Origin of the sequence: Streptomyces sp. NPDC087270 (assembly GCF_044744625.1) — a bacterium.
In the GTDB taxonomy this organism is placed as follows: Bacteria; Actinomycetota; Actinomycetes; order Streptomycetales; family Streptomycetaceae; genus Actinacidiphila.
This window is the reverse complement of sequence record NZ_JBIUYR010000006.1, coordinates 433,843-451,176: the sequence shown is the minus strand read 5'-3', so window position 1 is coordinate 451,176 and position 17,334 is coordinate 433,843. Positions and strand designations below refer to the sequence as shown.

General features: G+C 73.6%; 20 protein-coding genes. 6 read left to right on the top strand and 14 right to left on the bottom strand.

Translation table 11 applies throughout. The annotated features are described in order from the left end of the window. Positions 1–45: 45 nt before the first annotated feature. Together ACIPAE_RS15500 and ACIPAE_RS15495 are read left to right on the top strand one after the other, a co-directional pair. Positions 46–1,044, top strand: coding sequence for a hypothetical protein (locus ACIPAE_RS15500; protein WP_329370493.1), 999 nt, complete (start codon positions 46–48; stop codon positions 1,042–1,044). A gap of 109 nt (positions 1,045–1,153) precedes the next feature. Next, on the top strand, positions 1,154–1,786 hold the full coding sequence (locus ACIPAE_RS15495) for a TIGR03085 family metal-binding protein (RefSeq protein WP_402445452.1): 633 nt from the start codon (positions 1,154–1,156) through the stop codon (positions 1,784–1,786). Between the two features lie 101 nt (positions 1,787–1,887). Here ACIPAE_RS15495 and ACIPAE_RS15490 read toward each other — a convergent pair whose 3' ends face one another. Beyond that, positions 1,888–3,222 (bottom strand): MFS transporter, encoded by a 1,335-nt coding sequence (locus ACIPAE_RS15490; protein ID WP_402445451.1) that lies wholly within the window; start codon positions 3,220–3,222, stop codon positions 1,888–1,890. A gap of 192 nt (positions 3,223–3,414) precedes the next feature. Then, positions 3,415–4,035: a helix-turn-helix domain-containing protein gene (locus tag ACIPAE_RS15485; protein ID WP_329370489.1), complete on the bottom strand. Its 621-nt coding sequence runs from the start codon at positions 4,033–4,035 to the stop codon at positions 3,415–3,417. Positions 4,036–4,160: 125 nt separating this feature from the next. Here ACIPAE_RS15485 and ACIPAE_RS15480 point away from each other — a divergent pair, with 125 nt between their 5' ends. Continuing rightward, positions 4,161–4,775: a class I SAM-dependent methyltransferase gene (locus ACIPAE_RS15480; protein ID WP_329370487.1), complete on the top strand. Its 615-nt coding sequence runs from the start codon at positions 4,161–4,163 to the stop codon at positions 4,773–4,775. Positions 4,776–4,809: 34 nt separating this feature from the next. Here the strand turns inward: ACIPAE_RS15480 and hisF are convergent, their stop codons facing one another. The 8 genes from hisF to hisD form a co-directional block, all read right to left on the bottom strand. Beyond that, a complete protein-coding gene (gene hisF / locus ACIPAE_RS15475; protein ID WP_329370485.1) occupies positions 4,810–5,565 on the bottom strand; it encodes an imidazole glycerol phosphate synthase subunit HisF in 756 nt (251 codons plus the stop codon). Next, positions 5,562–6,077 (bottom strand): Rid family hydrolase, encoded by a 516-nt coding sequence (locus tag ACIPAE_RS15470; protein ID WP_402445448.1) that lies wholly within the window; start codon positions 6,075–6,077, stop codon positions 5,562–5,564. The genes hisF and ACIPAE_RS15470 overlap by 4 nt, the downstream gene beginning before the upstream one ends. Next, on the bottom strand, positions 6,074–6,799 hold the full coding sequence (priA, locus tag ACIPAE_RS15465; RefSeq protein WP_328462908.1) for a bifunctional 1-(5-phosphoribosyl)-5-((5-phosphoribosylamino)methylideneamino)imidazole-4-carboxamide isomerase/phosphoribosylanthranilate isomerase PriA: 726 nt from the start codon (positions 6,797–6,799) through the stop codon (positions 6,074–6,076). Before priA ends, ACIPAE_RS15470 begins: the two co-directional genes overlap by 4 nt. Before the next feature lie 237 nt (positions 6,800–7,036). Beyond that, positions 7,037–7,675 (bottom strand): imidazole glycerol phosphate synthase subunit HisH, encoded by a 639-nt coding sequence (gene hisH, locus ACIPAE_RS15460; protein WP_329370482.1) that lies wholly within the window; start codon positions 7,673–7,675, stop codon positions 7,037–7,039. Between the two features lie 13 nt (positions 7,676–7,688). Further along, on the bottom strand, positions 7,689–7,841 hold the full coding sequence (locus ACIPAE_RS15455) for a hypothetical protein (RefSeq protein ID WP_328462912.1): 153 nt from the start codon (positions 7,839–7,841) through the stop codon (positions 7,689–7,691). Continuing rightward, positions 7,838–8,431 carry an imidazoleglycerol-phosphate dehydratase HisB gene (hisB, locus tag ACIPAE_RS15450; RefSeq protein WP_329370479.1) on the bottom strand — a complete coding sequence of 198 codons (594 nt, stop codon included), beginning with the start codon at positions 8,429–8,431 and terminating at the stop codon, positions 7,838–7,840. Before hisB ends, ACIPAE_RS15455 begins: the two co-directional genes overlap by 4 nt. Beyond that, positions 8,428–9,588, bottom strand: coding sequence for a histidinol-phosphate transaminase (locus tag ACIPAE_RS15445; protein WP_402445446.1), 1,161 nt, complete (start codon positions 9,586–9,588; stop codon positions 8,428–8,430). Before ACIPAE_RS15445 ends, hisB begins: the two co-directional genes overlap by 4 nt. Next, a complete protein-coding gene (gene hisD / locus ACIPAE_RS15440; protein WP_402445444.1) occupies positions 9,585–10,892 on the bottom strand; it encodes a histidinol dehydrogenase in 1,308 nt (435 codons plus the stop codon). The genes ACIPAE_RS15445 and hisD overlap by 4 nt, the downstream gene beginning before the upstream one ends. 375 nt (positions 10,893–11,267) lie before the next feature. Between hisD and ACIPAE_RS15435 the strand changes: the two genes are divergently transcribed. Together ACIPAE_RS15435 and ybaK are read left to right on the top strand one after the other, a co-directional pair. Beyond that, on the top strand, positions 11,268–11,984 hold the full coding sequence (locus tag ACIPAE_RS15435) for an LON peptidase substrate-binding domain-containing protein (protein WP_329370472.1): 717 nt from the start codon (positions 11,268–11,270) through the stop codon (positions 11,982–11,984). Between the two features lie 18 nt (positions 11,985–12,002). Continuing rightward, entirely contained in the window at positions 12,003–12,545 is a 543-nt protein-coding gene (ybaK, locus tag ACIPAE_RS15430) for a Cys-tRNA(Pro) deacylase (RefSeq protein WP_402445442.1), read from the top strand. A gap of 24 nt (positions 12,546–12,569) precedes the next feature. On the opposite strand, the gene ACIPAE_RS15425 is transcribed toward ybaK, so the two are convergent. The 4 genes from ACIPAE_RS15425 to ACIPAE_RS15410 all read right to left on the bottom strand — a co-directional run bounded on the left by ACIPAE_RS15425 (position 12,570) and on the right by ACIPAE_RS15410 (position 16,760). After that, positions 12,570–13,352: an ABC transporter permease gene (locus tag ACIPAE_RS15425; protein WP_402445441.1), complete on the bottom strand. Its 783-nt coding sequence runs from the start codon at positions 13,350–13,352 to the stop codon at positions 12,570–12,572. A gap of 45 nt (positions 13,353–13,397) precedes the next feature. Then, positions 13,398–14,216 carry an ABC transporter permease gene (locus ACIPAE_RS15420; protein WP_329370466.1) on the bottom strand — a complete coding sequence of 273 codons (819 nt, stop codon included), beginning with the start codon at positions 14,214–14,216 and terminating at the stop codon, positions 13,398–13,400. Then, a complete protein-coding gene (locus ACIPAE_RS15415; RefSeq protein WP_329370464.1) occupies positions 14,213–15,223 on the bottom strand; it encodes an ABC transporter ATP-binding protein in 1,011 nt (336 codons plus the stop codon). The genes ACIPAE_RS15420 and ACIPAE_RS15415 overlap by 4 nt, the downstream gene beginning before the upstream one ends. A gap of 322 nt (positions 15,224–15,545) precedes the next feature. After that, on the bottom strand, positions 15,546–16,760 hold the full coding sequence (locus ACIPAE_RS15410) for an NYN domain-containing protein (RefSeq protein WP_329370462.1): 1,215 nt from the start codon (positions 16,758–16,760) through the stop codon (positions 15,546–15,548). A gap of 225 nt (positions 16,761–16,985) precedes the next feature. On the opposite strand from ACIPAE_RS15410, the gene ACIPAE_RS15405 reads away from it, so the two are divergent. Next, positions 16,986–17,159, top strand: coding sequence for a hypothetical protein (locus tag ACIPAE_RS15405; RefSeq protein WP_329370460.1), 174 nt, complete (start codon positions 16,986–16,988; stop codon positions 17,157–17,159). Positions 17,160–17,334: the final 175 nt, after the last annotated feature.

Sequence of the window (17,334 nt, the reverse complement as noted above, 5' to 3'; positions counted from 1 at the left end):
GGTAGCCGCTCGCCCCGTGTCACCCGTATGGGGCATCCTTTCGCCATGGGTTTTCCTCCGCCGCCGCCAGATGGTCCCCCGCCGCCTCCCGACCAGGGCGGCGGTTTTGGGCCGCCGCAGGGTTTCGGCCCGCCACCGCCTCCTCCCCCACCGGGTGAAGGCGGCTACGGTGCTCCCCAACAACCGGGCGGCGGCCAGTCGTACGGATATCCGCAGCAGCCCGACGGCCAGCAGCCGTACGGCTACCCCCAACAGCCCGACGGCCAGCAGCCGTACGGCTACCCGCAGCAGGGCCAGCAGGGCGGGTACGGCCCGCCCGGGCAGCCCGGCGCGCCGATGCCGCCGGCCGGCTACGGCTACCCCGGCGACCCGCAGGGCTTCGGCTACCAGCCGCCCCCGCCGCCGAACAACACCAAGCGCAACGTGTGGCTCGCGGTCGGCGCGGTCGTGGTGATCGGCGCGATCGTCGGCGGGGTCGCGGTGGCCAGCAGCGGCGGCGACAAGAAGAAGAACGCCGACGACAAGCCGACCCACAGCGTCAGCATCAGCGGTCTGCCGACCGGGCTGCCCACGCCCAGCTTCACGCTGCCGACGGACCTCCCGACGGACGACCCGACGCTGGACCTCCCGACGGACCTGCCCACCGGCGACGACACCGGCCTGCCCACCGACCCGTCCTCGCCGGACGAGAAGCTGGTGCCGTACGTCTCGCTGAAGCCGGGAGTCTGCTTCGACGCTCCGTCCCTGACGTCGACGGTCTCGGAGGTGACGAAGCGCTCGTGCAGTTCCGCGCACGACGCGCAGGTCGTCGCGAACGAGACGCTCAGCGGCACCTTCTCCACCGACGCGGAGATCCAGAGCAAGGCGCTGTCGCTGTGCCAGTCCGACGCGCGCAAGCATCTGCCGCACGACGGACGGGAGTACTACCCGTACGCGCTGTTCCCGAAGCTCATCACGTACGAGCTTCAGGGCAAGAAGACCGTCACCTGCTCGCTGACCCGCAACAACGGGTCGAACCACACCAAGCTGTACAGCAAGCTCTGACCGGCGACGGGTGCGGCGGCGCGGGAGCGGCGCACCCGTTCGCACGACTTGAGATGATCCGGCGGCCGGAAGCGGATGTTTTCGGCCGCCGGATGGTTAGCCTTGCGGTATGACGACCCATGCGCAGCGTGAACGTCTGCTCCTCGCCGACCTGCTGGAGCGTTCGGGGCCCGACGCCCCGACGCTCTGCGCGGGCTGGACCACCAAGGACCTCGCCGCCCACGTCGTGGTGCGGGAACGCCGGGGCGACGCGGCCGTGGGGATGGTGGTGCCGCGGCTCGCCGACCGCCTGGAGCGGGTCCGCAACGAGTACGCGGCGAAGCCCTTCGCCGAGCTCGTCCAGCTGATCAGGACCGGCCCACCGCGGCTGTCGCCCTTCTCCCTCAAGCAGGTGGACGAGGCGTCGAACACCCTGGAGTTCTACGTCCACACCGAGGACGTACGGCGTGCGGCGGCGGACTGGACCCCGCGCACGATCGACCCCGTCTTCGGGGACGCGCTCTGGGCGCGGCTGGAGCGGGCCGCCCGGCTGCTCGGGCGGCGCAGCCCGGTCGGGCTGGTGCTGCGCTGCCCGGACGGGCGGACCGCCGTCGCGCACAAGGGCACGCCGGTCGTCACCGTGACCGGGGAGCCGGCCGAGCTGGCGATGTTCGTGTTCGGCCGCCAGGCCGCGGCGAAGGTCGAGACGGACGGCCCGGAGGACGCGGTTGCGAAGGCCTACGAAGCGAATCTAGGGGTGTAGCCGAGCTGGACCCCCCGGGCTGCCCGGTCCCGTGAGTCGAGGGACCTTGCGGTCCGGGGCAGCTTGTCGCGCCGTTCCCCGCGCCCCTGGGGTGGTGCGGCTCATTTCGCGGAGCGCACCGCCGGGGAGGCCAGGCCGACGGCGCCGCCGAGCATGCTCACCGCGCCGGCCGTGAGGAAGACCGGGGTGGGGCCGAAGGAGGCGACGGCGGCGCCGAAGAGGGGGTAGACGAGGGGCGCGATGCCGAAGCCGGTGAGGCTCATGACGGAGGTGACGCGGCCGAGGTAGGCGGGGTCGGAGGCGGACTGGATCATCGCGACGGCGAGGCCGCCGCAGACCCCGCAGATGAGCCCGGCGAGCAGGGCGAGCGCGACGGCGACGCCGAGGGCGGGGGCCACGCCGATCAGCCCGATCGTCGCGGAACCGCCGAAGAGCGTGACGATCTGCACGACACCGGCCCTGCGGAACCTGCCGCGTACGGCCATCAGCAGCGCGCTGGCGGCCGCGCCGGCCCCGAATGCGGCGATGATCCAGCCGTATCCGCCGGAGCCCCAGCCGCGTTGCCGGGTGAGCAGCACCATGCCGATGTTGAGCGGGCCGACGAGCCCGAACTCGCTGATGGCGCCGGACAGCACGAGCGGGCCGACCAGCCGGTGCCGGCGTATGTAGCGCAGCCCGTCGCGCAGTTCGTCCCAGGCGGTGCCGTCGACGGGCTCGCCGTCCGCGGGTCGGCCGTCCTCGGGCTCGGGAGCGCTCGCGGGTGCGGGGTCGCGGTCCCGCTTCAAGTCGCCGATGCGGATGGTGAGCAGGAGCGGAACGGACAGCGCGAACATGCCGCCGGCCACGGCGAACGCGGTGCTCGCGCCGCCGAGGCCCATGGCGAGCCCGCCCAGCGGCGGCCCGGCGATGTCGCCGGCGCGCACGGCGAGCGCGCGCATCCCCTGGAGCCGGACGAGCTGGTCGCGGGCGACGAGCCGTGGCGGCAGCGCGCCGACCGCGGGCATGAACAGCGCGTCCACGACGCCGAAAGCGAGGGCGACGGCCACCAGCAGCCACAGGCCGGGCGTGGTCAGCGCGAGCACCGCGGCGGCGGTGAGGATCAGCACGCAGCGCACCGCGTCGCTGCCGATCACCACCAGGCGCGGCCCGAAGCGGTCGGCCACCACTCCCCCGCCGAGCATGAGCAGGGCGCGCGGTACGGCGCCGACGGCCATCACCAGGCCCACCTCCGCGGCCGGTGCCACCTTCGCGGCGGCGAAGCCGAGGGCGAGGAAGTAGACGCTGTCGCCGAGCAGGGAGGCGGTGTACGCGGTCAGCCAGCGCAGCACGTTCGGGTCGCGGTGGGCTGCGGTCGTACGGGTGGGCGCCGGGGAGGCGTGCGCGGTGCCGATCATGGCGGATGGGCCTTCCTGGTGGGCGGGTGGGACGCTGCGCATGGCGGGACGACGTCGTACGTAAGGTGCGCTGTCAGGGCATGCGGGCCTTACCGGCGGGCTGTCGCGCGAGATGCGCGCCGGGTGGGGTGTGGGGTCGATCGGTTGTCGGTGGGCGGCGCCGGGCAGGGGCGGACGATCTCAACCCCCGCCTGGGGCCCTGTCGGCGGACCTGGGCGCCGACCGTCCTCGGCGCTACCCGCGGTGCGGGAAGCCGTACATCTGGACCGAGACGTGCTCACGGCCCTCGGTGTCACCGGCCTCCTCCGCGGCCTTGCCGCGATCGGCCCAGCGCCACATCAGGGCGCCGATCTCGTCGGCCATCTCCTGGAGTTCGGCGGCCGTCAGCCGCGGCATGAACTCGTTGGAGAAGGCCGCCTCCGTCCACTCCTTGGACCACGCGGGCAGTTCGTCCAGGTACTGCTCGTACCGCTCCGCGCGGGTGGCCAGGAGTTGCCGGGTGACCTGGCTGAGGACGGCGACGCCCTCGGGCTGGTCGTCGAAGTCGGAGTTGCGGAAGTTGAAGCCGCGGTCGGAGGAGAGCTTCCACCAGCGCTCGCGGCCGTCGCCGTCGTGTCCGGGCGCCTCGACGATGAAGCCGTGCGCGGCGAGCTTGCGCAGGTGGTAGCTGACCAGCGACACCGCCTCGTCGACCTGGTCGGCCAGCCGCGAGGCGGTGGCCTCGCCGCTGGTGAACAGCGCGCGGTAGATCCGGATGCGCAGCGGGTGGGTGAACACCTTCAGCGCTTCCAGGTCGGTGATGCGCGGTGCGCGATTGCGCGGTTCATGAGCCGGAGCTGCCTGTTCGTCTGCCACCCTCCCTACGGTAGATAGGAAAGAAAAATTGCGCAACACTATTTGCGCAACTTCTCTTTCCTATCTCCGACGCCGATTCCCCGGACTTCCCGCGTCCGCGCCACGCCCCCGGCAGGATGGCAGCCATGTCTCTCCACGGCACCCGTGCCCACCTCGCCGACCCCGCCGGCCTTCCGCCCCTGGTCGAACGCGCGGCACAGACCGCCCAGCAGCTCGACTTCCCCTACTCCTGCCGGCCCGAACAGGGGCGGCTGCTGCACGCGTTGGCCGCCGGCGCGCGGCGGATCGGCGAGACCGGGACCGGCTGCGGGGTGGGGCTGGCCTGGCTCGTCTCGGGGATGCGCGCCGGCGCCACCGCGGTCAGCGTCGAGCGCGACCCCGTACGGGCCGAGGCCGCCGCCAAGCTCTTCGCCCCGTACGCGCCCGACGTCCACGTGGTGTGCGCCCAGTGGACGGAGATAGCCGCGCACGGGCCGTTCGACCTGCTCGTCCTCGACGGCGGCGGCCAGGGCAAGGACGCGGGCGGCGCGGCGGCCGACCCGGCGGCCCTCCTCACGCCCGGCGGCCTGCTCGTCGTCGACGACTTCACGCCCTCCGCCGGGCAGCCCCCCACCTTCCAGGGCCGCCCGGACACCGCCCGCCTGCACTGGCTGGAGCACCCCGCCCTGCACACGGTCGAGATCCCGCTCGCGCCCGACTTCGCGGTGCTCGTCGGCACCCGTACCGGCACGGCGCTGTGACCGCGGAGCCGGGGCGGCCAACGGCCCGGCGGCCTCAGCGGACCGGGTGGCCAGCTTCCCTCAGCGCCGACTTGACCTCGCCGATCCGCAGGTCGCCGAAGTGGAAGACGGACGCGGCCAGCACCGCGTCCGCGCCCGCGGCCACCGCCGGCGGGAAGTCGGCGACCCGGCCGGCGCCGCCGGAGGCGATCACCGGCACGGTCACGCGGGCCCGCACCGCCGCGATCATCTCGGTGTCGTAGCCGTCCTTGGTGCCGTCCGCGTCCATCGAGTTGAGCAGGATCTCGCCGGCCCCGAGGTCGGCCGCGCGCTCCGCCCACTCCACCGCGTCGATGCCGGTGCCGCGCCGCCCGCCGTGCGTGGTGACCTCGAACGAGCCGGTCGGGGTGCGCCGGGCGTCGACCGAGAGCACCAGCACCTGGCGGCCGAACCGCTCGGCGATCTCCCGGATCAGCTCGGGCCGGGCGATCGCCGCGGTGTTCACACCCACCTTGTCCGCACCGGCCCGCAGCAGCTTGTCCACGTCGTCGGCGCTGCGCACCCCGCCACCGACGGTGAGCGGGATGAAGACCTGCTCGGCGGTGCGGCGCACCACGTCGTAGGTGGTCTCCCGGTCCCCGGAGGACGCGGTGATGTCGAGGAAGGTCAACTCGTCGGCGCCCTCGGCGTCGTACAGCTTCGCCATCTCGACCGGATCGCCGGCGTCGCGCAGGTTCTGGAAGTTGACGCCCTTGACCACCCGCCCGGCGTCCACGTCCAGGCAGGGGATGACTCGGACCGCGAGGCTCATGCGCCGCCCTCTTCTCGTTCGCCGGGCTCCACGGGCCCGCCCCGCGCGTCGCCGCGGTACGCCTCGATCTCCACCTCGACCAGCACCCGGGAGTCCGCGAACCCCGCCACCACGACCATCGTGGCGGCCGGCCGCACCGCCCCGAACACCTCGAGATGCGCCCGGCCGACCTCGTCGGCGTCCCGCGCGTGGCTGAGGTACATCCGGGTCCGGATCACGCTGCCGGCGTCCAGGCCGAACGGCTCCAGCGCGGACAGCGCGCTGCGGAAGGCGCTGACCGTCTGGTCGTACGGCTCGGCGTCGCCCGGGACGGTGCCGCTGGCGGGCGCGGGCATGATCCCGGCCACGATGACCCGGTCACCCGCCGCGACCACGCGGGAGGAGCCGATCGCCTCCTCCCAGGAGCTGTCGTCCGAGCGGACACGGTGCACCTGCGGGGATCGCGCGGACTCCGGGGAATCCTGGGTTTCCTGGGTTTCCGGGGATTCCGGGACTTCCGGGGACTCGGTCATCGGGAAACAGCCTCCAGGGCTTCTTGAAGCGTGAACGCCTCCGCGTAGAGCGCCTTCCCGACGATCGCGCCTTCCACGCCCTTCGGGACGAGCGTGGCGATCGCCCGCAGGTCGTCGAGGCTGGAGACGCCGCCGGAGGCGACCACGGGCTTGTCGGTGGCCGCGCACACGTTCTCCAGCAGCTCCAGGTTGGGGCCCTGGAGGGTGCCGTCCTTCGCGATGTCGGTCACGACGTACCGCGCGCAGCCCTCGGAGTCCAGCCGGGCCAGCGTCTCGTACAGGTCGCCGCCGTCGCGGGTCCAGCCGCGGCCGCGCAGCGTGGTGCCGCGCACGTCGAGACCGACCGCGATCCGGTCGCCGTACTCGGCGATCACCTTGGCCACCCACTCCGGGCTCTCCAGCGCGGCCGTGCCGAGGTTGACCCGGGTGCAGCCGGTGGCCAGCGCCGCCGCGAGGCTGTCGTCGTCGCGGATGCCGCCGGACAGCTCGACCTTGATGTCCATGGTGCGGGCCACCCCGGCGATCAGGTCGCGGTTGTCGCCGGTGCCGAACGCCGCGTCGAGGTCGACCAGATGCAGCCACTCCGCGCCCGCCTGCTGCCAGGCCAGCGCCGCGGCGAGCGGGTCGCCGTAGGAGGTCTCCGAGCCGGACTCGCCGTGCACCAGGCGGACGGCCTGGCCGTCGCGGACGTCGACGGCGGGGAGGAGTTCGAGCGTGCTCATCGGAATGCGGTCCTCGGGGGATCGGTCGGATGCGGGGCGGTCGGTCGTACGGTCATACGGTCGGTCGGTGAGCCGGTGGGCCGGCAGCCGGCCGGACCGTCGAGCGGTCGGTCGGCCGGTGGATCGGCCCGGTCGAGCCGCCGGTCCGCCGGCGGCAGGTGGTCGAGCGGAACGTCAGCCGGCCGGACGCGCGCCCGGCCGGGGTGCCGGCGACACCTGCGGCGCCGGCCGCGGGCGTCAGAGCGTGTCGAGCCAGTTCTCCAGCAGCCGCGCGCCCGCGTCGCCGGACTTCTCCGGGTGGAACTGGGTGGCCCACAGCGCGCCGTTCTCCACCGCGGCCACGAACGGCTCGCCGTGCGTGGTCCAGGCGACCTTGGGCGAGCGGATGGCGCTGGTCGAGGGCGGCATCTCCCACTCGCGCACCGCGTAGGAGTGCACGAAGTAGAACCGGGCGTCCTCGTCGAGGCCGGCGAACTGCCGCGAGTCCTGCGGGGCCTTGACGGTGTTCCAGCCCATGTGCGGGACGACCGGCGCGCGCAGCGGGGCGACGGTGCCGGGCCACTCGTCCAGCCCCTCGCTCTCCACGCCGTGCTCGATGCCGCGGCTGAAGAGCACCTGCATGCCCACGCAGATGCCCAGCACCGGGCGCCCGCCCGCCAGCCGGCGACCCACGATCCAGTCGCCGCGGACCTTCCTGATGCCCTCCATGCAGGCGTCGAAGGCACCGACGCCCGGCACCAGCAGCCCGTCGGCGTCCATCGCCTTGCGGTAGTCCGCGGTGATCTCCACCTCGGCGCCGACCCGGGCCAGCGCCCGCTCGGCGGACCGCACGTTGCCGAACCCGTAGTCGAGGACGACGACGCTCTTGCTCGTCATGGCCGCGCCCCCTTCACAGTTGGAGCAGCCCGGTGACGAGCGCCATCACCGAACCGACCGCGAGCAGCGTGATCAGGCTCCTGGACTGCTTCTGCTTCCAGAACGAGTAGACCCCGCCGGCCAGGAACAGCCCCAGCAGGATGAAGAGGGATGACCCCTTGTTCATAGCGCGCCCTTCGTCGACGGCAGGATGCCCGCGGCGCGCGGATCGCGCTCGCTGGCGTAGCGCAGGGCCCGGGCCAGCGCCTTGAACTGGCACTCCACGATGTGGTGCGCGTTGCGCCCGTAGGGCACGTGGACGTGCAGGGCGACCTGTGCCTGGGCGACGAAGGACTCCAGGATGTGCCGGGTCATCGTGGTGTCGTAGGAGCCGATCATCGGCGCCATGTGCTCGGGCTCGGTGTGCACCAGGTAGGGGCGGCCGGACAGGTCGACGGTGACCTGGGCGAGCGACTCGTCCAGCGGCACCGTGCAGTTGCCGAACCGGTAGATGCCGACCTTGTCGCCGAGCGCCTGCTTGAACGCGGCGCCCAGCGCGAGCGCGGTGTCCTCGATCGTGTGGTGCGTGTCGATGTGCAGGTCGCCCTCGGTCTTCACGGTGAGGTCGAACAGGCCGTGCCGGCCGAGCTGGTCGAGCATGTGGTCGTAGAAACCCACGCCGGTCGAGACGGAGACCTGCCCGGTGCCGTCGAGGTCGATCTCGACGACGGTGGACGTCTCCTTGGTGGTGCGCTCCACGCGGCCCACGCGGGTCATGCGGACTCCTTGTCGGTGCGGCTGTCGCCGCCGCTGTGCTCGGTGCTGTGCTCGGTGCTGTGCGTCGTGAACACGGCCTTCGCCGCGTCCAGGAACGCGCTGTTCTCGCTGGGGGTGCCGGTCGAGACCCGCAGCCAGCCGGGGACGCCGTTGTCGCGGATGAGGACGCCGTGGTCGAGGACGGCCTGCCAGGCGGCGTGGCTGTCGGCGAACCGGCCGAACTGGACGAAGTTCGCGTCCGAGTCGGTGACCTGGTAGCCGATCGCGCGCAACTCGCCGACCAGCCGGTCGCGTTCGACCTTGAGCTGCTCGACGTAGCCGAGCAGCGTGTCGGTGTACTCCAGCGCGGCGAGCGCGGTGGCCTGGGTGACCGACGACAGGTGGTACGGCAGCCGCACCAGCTGGACGGCCTCCACCACGGCCGGGTCGGCCGCCAGGTAGCCCAGCCGCAGGCCCGCCGCGCCGAACGCCTTGGACATGGTGCGGGTCAGCACCAGGTTCGGCCGGCCGTCGATCAGCGGCAGCAGCGACGGCTGGTGCGAGAACTCGCCGTACGCCTCGTCCACCACCACCAGCGACGGCTTCGCGGCCTGCGCGGCGTCGTACAGCGCCAGGACGGTCTCGGCGTCGGTCGCGGTCCCGGTCGGGTTGTTCGGAGAGCAGATGAACACGACGTCGGGGCGGAGCGCGGCGATCTCGCGGCGGGCGGCGTCGGTGTCGATGGTGAAGTCGGCATGCCGCGGCCCGGAGACCCAGCCGGTGCCGGTGCCGCGGGAGATCAGCGCGTGCATGGAGTACGACGGCTCGAAGCCGATCGCGGTGCGGCCGGGCCCGCCGAACGCCTGGAGGAGCTGCTGGATGACCTCGTTGGAGCCGTTGGCGGCCCAGACCTGGGCGGTGTCGACCTGGTGGCCGGCGGTGCGGCTGAGGTAGCCGGCCAGTTCGGTGCGCAGCTCGACCGCGTCGCGGTCCGGGTAGCGGTTGAGCCCGCGGGCGGCCTCGGCGACGCGCTCGGCGATCCGGGCGACCAGCGGCTCGGGCAGCGGGTAGGGGTTCTCGTTGGTGTTCAGCCGCACCGGCACATCCAGTTGCGGGGCGCCGTACGCGGACTGGCCGCGCAGTTCGTCGCGCAGCGGCAGGTCGTCGAGGGAGGTCACGATCCGCCTCCGAACCGTACGGTGACGGCGGAGCCGTGCGCGGGCAGGTCCTCGGCGCCGGCCAGCGCCACCACGTGGTGGGCGACCTCGGTGAGCGCCTCGCGGGAGTAGTCCACGACGTGGATGCCGCGCAGGAAGGACTGCACGGACAGGCCCGAGGAGTGGCAGGCGCAGCCGCCGGTGGGCAGCACGTGGTTGGAGCCGGCGCAGTAGTCGCCGAGCGAGACGGGGGCGTGCGGGCCGACGAAGACCGCGCCGGCGTTGCGCACCCGGGCGGCGACGGCGGCGGCGTCCTGGGTCTGGATCTCCAGGTGCTCGGCCGCGTAGGCGTCGACGACCTCCAGGCCCTGCTCCAGGGTGTCGACCAGCACCGTGGCGGACTGCCGGCCGGAGAGCGCGGCGGTGATCCGCTCGCGGTGCTTGGCGGCGGCGACCTGGACGTCGAGTTCCTTGTCGACGGCGGCGGCGAGTTCGGCGGAGGTGGTGACCAGCACCGCGGCGGCGAGGGTGTCGTGCTCGGCCTGGCTGATCAGGTCGGCGGCCACGAAGCCGGGGTCGGCGGAGGCGTCGGCGAGGATGGCGATCTCGGTCGGTCCGGCCTCGGCGTCGATGCCGATCCGGCCCTTGAGCAGGCGCTTGGCGGCGGCCACGTAGATGTTGCCGGGGCCGGTGACGAGGTTGACCGCGCGGCACTCGTCGGTGCCGTAGGCGAACATGGCGATCGCCTGGGCGCCGCCGGCCGCGTAGACCTCGTCGACGCCGAGCAGGGCGCAGGCGGCGAGCACCGGCGCCGAGGGCAGCCCGGTGTCCTTCTGCGGCGGGGAGGAGACGGCGACACCCTCGACGCCGGCCTCCTGCGCGGGCACCACGTTCATCACCACGGAGGACGCGTACGCGGCCAGGCCACCCGGGACGTACAGCCCGACCCGCTGCACCGGCACCCATCGCTCGGTGACGGTGCCGCCGGGCACCACCTGCGTGGTGGTGTCGCTGCGGCGCTGGTCGTGGTGGACGATCCGGGCCCGGCGGATGGACTCCTCCAGGGCGGCGCGCACCTCGGGGTCGAGCTGGGCGAGGGCGTCGGCGAGGGCCTGCGCGGGCACCCGCAGCCGCTCCGGCCGCACTCCGTCGAACCGCTCGCCGTAGTCGATCACCGCGGCGCTGCCACGATGGCGGACGTCCTCGCAGATCGGCCGCACGGCGTCGAGCGCGGCCTCCACGTCGAACTCGGCCCGGGGCAGCAGGTCGCGGTCGATGCCACCGTCGGGGAAGGCGGCACCGCGCAGATCGATTCGGGAGATCACGCTGCCAAGTGTAGAGACCCGCTCGCCGCCCCCGTTCCGCGGTTCCACTCCGTGATACGGTCCACGGTCGCCTAGGCCGTGTTTTGGAAGTCCCGCCTGGCCCGTGGCGCCTGGCACGCACGCTCGCTTCGTTGTCGGGCTTGTCCGAGTAGGCCCACTACGAGGACAACCCTCCGCCTTGCGATCGCACGCACCAGACGCCACGGGCCCCGCCCTTTGGGCGGACGGCGCTACTTCCAAAACACGGCCTAGCCGCGCCCGGCCGGCTGCCGCCGGGCGGGCGGCTGGCCGCCGCGGCGGCGGTCGCGCCGCAGGTGGGACGCGGGTGTCGGGAAGGGTGCCGAACGGGGGCGTACTGCCCGTACGCTGGCCGCTGTGACCGATCGCCTTCCGCTCTTCCCGCTCAGTTCGCCGCTGTTCCCAGGGCTGGTACTGCCGCTGAACGTCTTCGAGGAGCGCTACCGCGCGCTGGTGCGCGACCTGCGGGCGCTGCCGGAGGACGCGCCGCGGCGGTTCGGGGTGGTGGCGATCAAGAACGGCCAGGAGATCGCGCCGACCGGTCAGGAGGGCCGGGCCACCGGTCCGGCCGCGGGCCTGGGCGACGACCCGCTCGCGGCGCTGTACGGCTTCGGCTGCGTCGCCGACGTGGCGGACATCGTGGACAGCGGCGACGGCGGCTTCCGGATGCACGCGACCGGCATCGTACGGTTCCGGCTGCTGTCGGTGGACGCGTCCGGCGCGTATCTGACCGGCGAGGTGGAGGAGCTGGCGGAGGAGGCGGGCAGCGGGGCGGGCGCGCTGGCGCCCGAGGTGACCCGGGCCTTCCGCACCTACCAGAAGCGGCTGGCCGGGTCGCGTGAACGCAGCCTGTCCTCGCAGGAGTTCACCGACAACCCGACGGTGCTGTCGTATCTGGTGGCGGCCACGATGATCGCCGAGACGCCGGCGAAGCAGCGGTTGCTGGAGGCGCCGGACTCGGCCGCCCGGCTCACCGAGGAGCTGCGGCTGCTGCGCCGGGAGAGCGCGGTCATCGAGAAGCTGCCGTCGCTGCCGGCGGTGGACCTGACCCAGCAGCCGATCTGCGCGAACTGACCTGGCAGGCTTCGGGGCATGGCGAAGAAGTCCCGTACCAGCGGCACCCTCCCCCTCCCCTCGGCGGGGGGACCCCCGGCGACCGTCGCGCTGCGCGTCCTCGAAGAGGCCGGCGTGCCCTACACCCTGCACGCGTACGCGCACGACCCGTCCTCCGAGCTGTCCTACGGCGAGGAGGCCGCGGCCGCGCTCGGCACGGACCAGGGCCGGGTGTTCAAGACGCTCGTCGCGGAGGTGGACGGCGCGCTGACGGTGGCGGTGGTGCCGGTGTCCGGCTCGCTGGACCTCAAGGCGCTGGCGTCTGCGGTCGGCGGCAAGCGCGCGGCGATGGCCGACCCGGCGGCGGCCGAGCGGAGCAGCGGCTACGTACGCGGCGGCATCTCCCCGCTCGGCCAGCGCAAGGCGCTGCCGACGGTGGTGGACGCCACCGCGCTGTCCCATCCGACGGTCTTCGTGTCCGCGGGCAAGCGGGGCCTGGAGGTGGAGCTGGCTCCGGCCGCGCTGGTGGAGCTCACCGCCGCGGCCACCGCCCCGCTGCTCCGTCCGGGCACCCGCGGCTGATCCCCCCGGGCACCCGCGGCCGACTCACTCGGTCCAGGTGCCCGTGTAGGACTCGTCGCGGGGCCCGAACGCGTAGTTCAGCGCGGAGTGCACCAGCATCGCGGCGGCCGGCCAGACCACGATCGCGACCTTGGCCCGCAGTTCCAGCGGGCCGTCGAAGACCACCTTCGGCCCGACCTGCTTGGCGTGCGCGACGATGTTCGTGGTCGGGCCGAGCCACACGCCCAGCCGCCAGCCGATGACGGAGGCGACCGCGCCGCCGACCGCCAGGCCGAACACGACCCCGAGGCCGCCCCTGCGGTAGCGCCAGAACACCGCGGCCGCGGTGAGCGCGCCGAGGATCAGTGCGATCACCACGAACGTGCCGTCGCCGCCTATCGCCTCCTCGCCCTCGGTGTCCTTGAGGTAGACCGCCTGCCCGTCGGAGACCATCGGCACCCGCGGCGACAGCCACAGCCAGAACAGCCCGAGGATGATCCCGCAGATCGCGACGAGGACGGCGACGATCAGCCCGTTGCGCAGCGCGGTGCGCACCGTGTCCCGGTCCGGCTCGACCTTGTACGGCGCGAGCGAGGCGCCGGCGCCGTCGCCGACGGGGTACGGCGAGAGCTGCGGGCCGGGCGGGCCCTGCGGACTCGCGGGGTGCTGCGCGCTGTCGGGGCCCTGCGCGCTGTCGGAGCTCCGCGGGCTCTCGGGACCCTGCGGGCCGTCGGGACTCTGCGGGCCGTGCCGGCTCTCGGACTGCGAGGGCTCGGGCTGCGGGGGCCCGGAGTGCGGAGGCTCGGGAGGAGTCAGAGGAGCGGTCACCAGGCCATCGTGCCAGGTGTTCCTGGCAACCGCCCCACCGGCCGGTCAGCGGCAGGCGGCCCTGCGGTACGCCCAGGTCGCCACGGCCAGTGAGGCCACCCCCACGGCCGCGCACACCGTCAGGTCACCGGCGACCGCGCCCCAGTCGGTGCTGCCGCGCCCGAAGGTCCGGGCGAACGCCTCCACCCCGTACGTGGAGGGCAGCAGGTCGCGGGCCCAGCCGATCGGCGCGGGCATGTGCGAGGCGGGCAGCACCCCGAGCAGCAGCGCGGCGGACATGCCGAGCTGGCCCAGCAGCGTGGCGATCTCCTGGCGGGGCGCGAGCAGCCCGAAGGCCGCGCCGAGCCCGGACATCGCGGCCCCGGCCAGCGGCACCACGAGCACCAGCACCCACAGGTTGGCCAGGCTGAGATGGAACAGCACGCACCCGGTGATCGCGGTGACCAGCGTGCCGGGCACCGTGAAGGAGGCGTACGCGCCCGCCGCGCCGAGGACCACCGCGGCCGGTGGCACCGGCAGCGTCGCGTAGTGGTCGAGCCCGCCGGAGGCGCGCAGCTGGCCGAAGTACTGGGCGAGCAGGTTCAGCGCGACGAACGCGACCACCAGCACGCTGGAGCCCGCCACCACCGAGCGCGCCGCCTCCCCGTCGCCGGCGTGCACCACGCCCCGCAGCATCACCATGATCCCGATGGACTGGAAGGTGGCGACGAACAGCAGCGGGATGCGCGCCACCCGGGCGCGGGAGAGCTGGGCCCGGTAGACCGCGCCGAGCGCGGGCCACAGCCGGGCCTTGGGGGCGAGCGGCGCGATGCCGCCGCCGACCCGCTCGCCGGGGTCGGTGCCGACCGGGGCGACCACTGTCATACCTTCACCAGTCCCTCACCGCTGCCGCCGAGCGCCAGGTACACGTCCTCCAGGCTCGGCATCGCCAGCGTGAAGTCGTCCAGCGCGGCGAACGCCGGGCCGCCGGTGACCTCCGCGACCGCCGCCCTGGCCCGCTCCTGCGGCAGCCGCAGCGTCCAGCGGCGGCCGGAGACCTCCGCGAGGAGCCGCAGCGCGGCCACCGCGGGCAGGTCGGTCGGCGGTTCGTGCCGCCACACCAGGTCCAGCCGCACCTCGCCCTCGACGAGGGAGCGCAGCCCGGCGGGCGAGTCGCAGGCGATGACCCGGCCGTGGTCGAGCACCGCGACCCGGTCGAGGACCGTCTCGGCCTCGATGACGTTGTGCGTGACCAGCAGGACCGTGGCGCCGTGCTCGGTACGGCGCCGGTCGACCGCCGCCCACACCGCGCGACGCGCGATCGGGTCCATGCCGGTGGTGGGTTCGTCCAGGATCAGAACCGGCCGCGGGCCGACGAGGGCCGCCGCGAAGCAGGCGAGGCGGCGCTGGCCGCCGGAGAGCCGTTTGATCGGGCGGGCCGCGATCGGGCCGAGCCCCAGCTCGTCCAGGACCTCGTCACGGGCGGCGCGGGCCGCGGCCGTGTCCATTCCGCGCAGCCGGCCGGTGGTCTCGGCGGCGAGCGCGACGGTCAGCTCGTCCAGCGCGGTGGATTCCTGGCCGAGGTAGCCGATCAGCCGCGCGGCGCGTTCGGGGTGCCTGACGAGGTCGTGCCCGAGCAGGTCGATACTGCCGGCGTCCGGCCGCAGCAGGCCGGTGAGCTGCCGGACCAGGGTGCTCTTGCCCGCGCCGTTCGGGCCGAGGATGCCGAAGAGTTCGCCGGTGCGGACGTCCAGGTCGATGCCGTCGTTCGCCCGCACGGCCGGGATGTCCCTGCCGCGCCGCCCCCGTCCTCCGGGGTACGTCCGTACGAGTCCGCGTACCGAGCACGCGGCTACCGCCGGTCTCGCCCGTGTCTCGGTGCCCGTCCTCACGAGCACCGAGAGTACGCGCTCCGCCCCGCCCCCCACGAAACGGGGTGCCCTTCGCAAAACAACGGCGCCTCCGGCAACGATCAGTGGTTGCCCCTGCGGACAAGGGCAACTCATCAGGGGCGCCGGGGGTACCTCCCAGGCGAGGCTCCGGGGGAGGAACGGCGCGAGCGACCACCCATCGGCCGGTGGTCCGGGCGAACCCGCCGGGCGAGCCGGGCCTGCGGCCCCGCGCGCCCCCGCAACGGGCCGGGGCCGCCTCATGTGTGGCCGTCTTCCGCAAACGGAAGGACGCCCCCCCCGATGCTGCGGGCTAGTCTGGGGGCTAGTCCGGAGTCGCGGCTGCGTCGAACTCGCGCCAGAACCCCGCCCTGATCGCGTAGCGGTCGTTCTCGTCGATCTGGTCGTCCTTGTGCGCCAGCAACCCGAAGCGAGCGGCGTACCGCAGGAGTTCCCCGTCGAGCCGGTGCGGCACCCGCGGGTAGTGCGTGGAGAGGTGCTGGAGGTGGGTCGGGTCGCTGACCCGGGCGATCCAGCGCCGGGCGAACACCTGCCCCACCTCGTAGGGATCACCGCTGACCGCGGTGATGTCGGCCTCGCGGTCGGCCCACCGCTGCTCCGCCGTGGTGAGCTGCGCGAGGGTCGGCAGCCCGGAGGTGTCGGGCTGGTCGGCGCCGGGCCGGTCGGTCCACCCCTTGTCGGAGGACCACCGCAGGGTGCTCGGCGCCGGGTGGGCCACCGGCGGAACCTGCGGGGCGGCATGGGAGCGGCCGAGGTCGGCGAGGTCCTTGGGCGTGGGCACCCCCTTGCCGGACGGGGCGGCCGCGGCGTCGTCGTCCGGGTGCTCGGTCGGCGCGGAGCCGTTCTTCGCCGGGGCCTGGACCGGGTGCGGCGAGCCGCTGGACTCCGGCAGCGGCGCGGACAGGATCGCGGCGATCTCCGGGCGTACCCCGGGCCGCGGCCCGGGCGCGGGCCCGCACGCGCCGGCGATCTCCTTCGCCCGGATCGCCGCGGTGATCCACTCCCGGTCCAGCACCCGCCGCTCGTCGGCCTCGGCGACCAGGTCTTCGGACTGGTTGTAGTCGCCGTCGGCGGCCTGCACGGCCCACAGGTGGACGGCCACCCCGTGCTCCTTGGCCGACATCATCCCGGGCAGCAGATCGCCGTCGCCGGTGACCAGCACCACGTCGGAGCAGGCCCGGTTGCGGGCCAGTTCGGACAGTTCGGCGTGCATCGCGGCGTCGACGCCCTTCTGCGCCCACCTGCCGTCCGTCCGGGTGAGGGCGCCGAGCCGGACCGTCACCCGCGGCATCACCCGCAGCCGGCGGTGCTCGGGTTGCGGAACCCGGTCGGGTGCGCCGTCGAACCAGTAGATCCGCAGCAGCGGCTGGCCGGTCTCCAGTTCGGCGCGTTCGCGCAGGCCGGCGACCACGGCGGCATGATCAACCGTGATCCTCGAACGCGACGGTTCGCCGGCCAGCAGGCTCGCCGCTGCGCCCAGCAGATACCCGGCGTCCACCAGGACGACGCAGCGGTCCATGTTGCACCTCTTCCGGTCGACCCCCGGCACGGATGCCCCCTGAGCTTCCCCCGAGTGTGCCCGAATGCTCGGGGGTTATGACCGCGAACGCGATCTTCGGCGTGGCGGTCAGCGGTATTTCCCGGCCTCCCACACCCCCAACTGCCCGAAATGCGGCGTTCGTCCTCACATGTAAGTCTGATTGCGGCCCATCGGCCAACATCCCCTCACTAGGAAGGCACGATCGTGGCTAAGAACAAGAACCAGAACCGCCCCCAGCGCGAGCAGCACGACGAGCGGTCGAACCAGGCGGGCGAGAGCCAGGAGCAGCACAGCAAGAGCGCCCTGGCCGAGGAGCACATGATGCCCTCCAGCACGCACGCCCCGCGCAAGCAGCAGAAGAAGTTCGGCCACAACTGATCGCGCCGCACGCGCACTTACCGGACGCGGGGGTGCCCCTTTCGGGGGGCGCCCCCGCGTTCGTCCCGCCACCGCCCCCGCGAAGTCCGCGCCCCGCTCGACATGTTGGGCGGGCACCAAGCGGGCACCAAGCGGCGGAGGGCGGCCGGGCACTGCGGCGGGCGCGGCGCCGCCG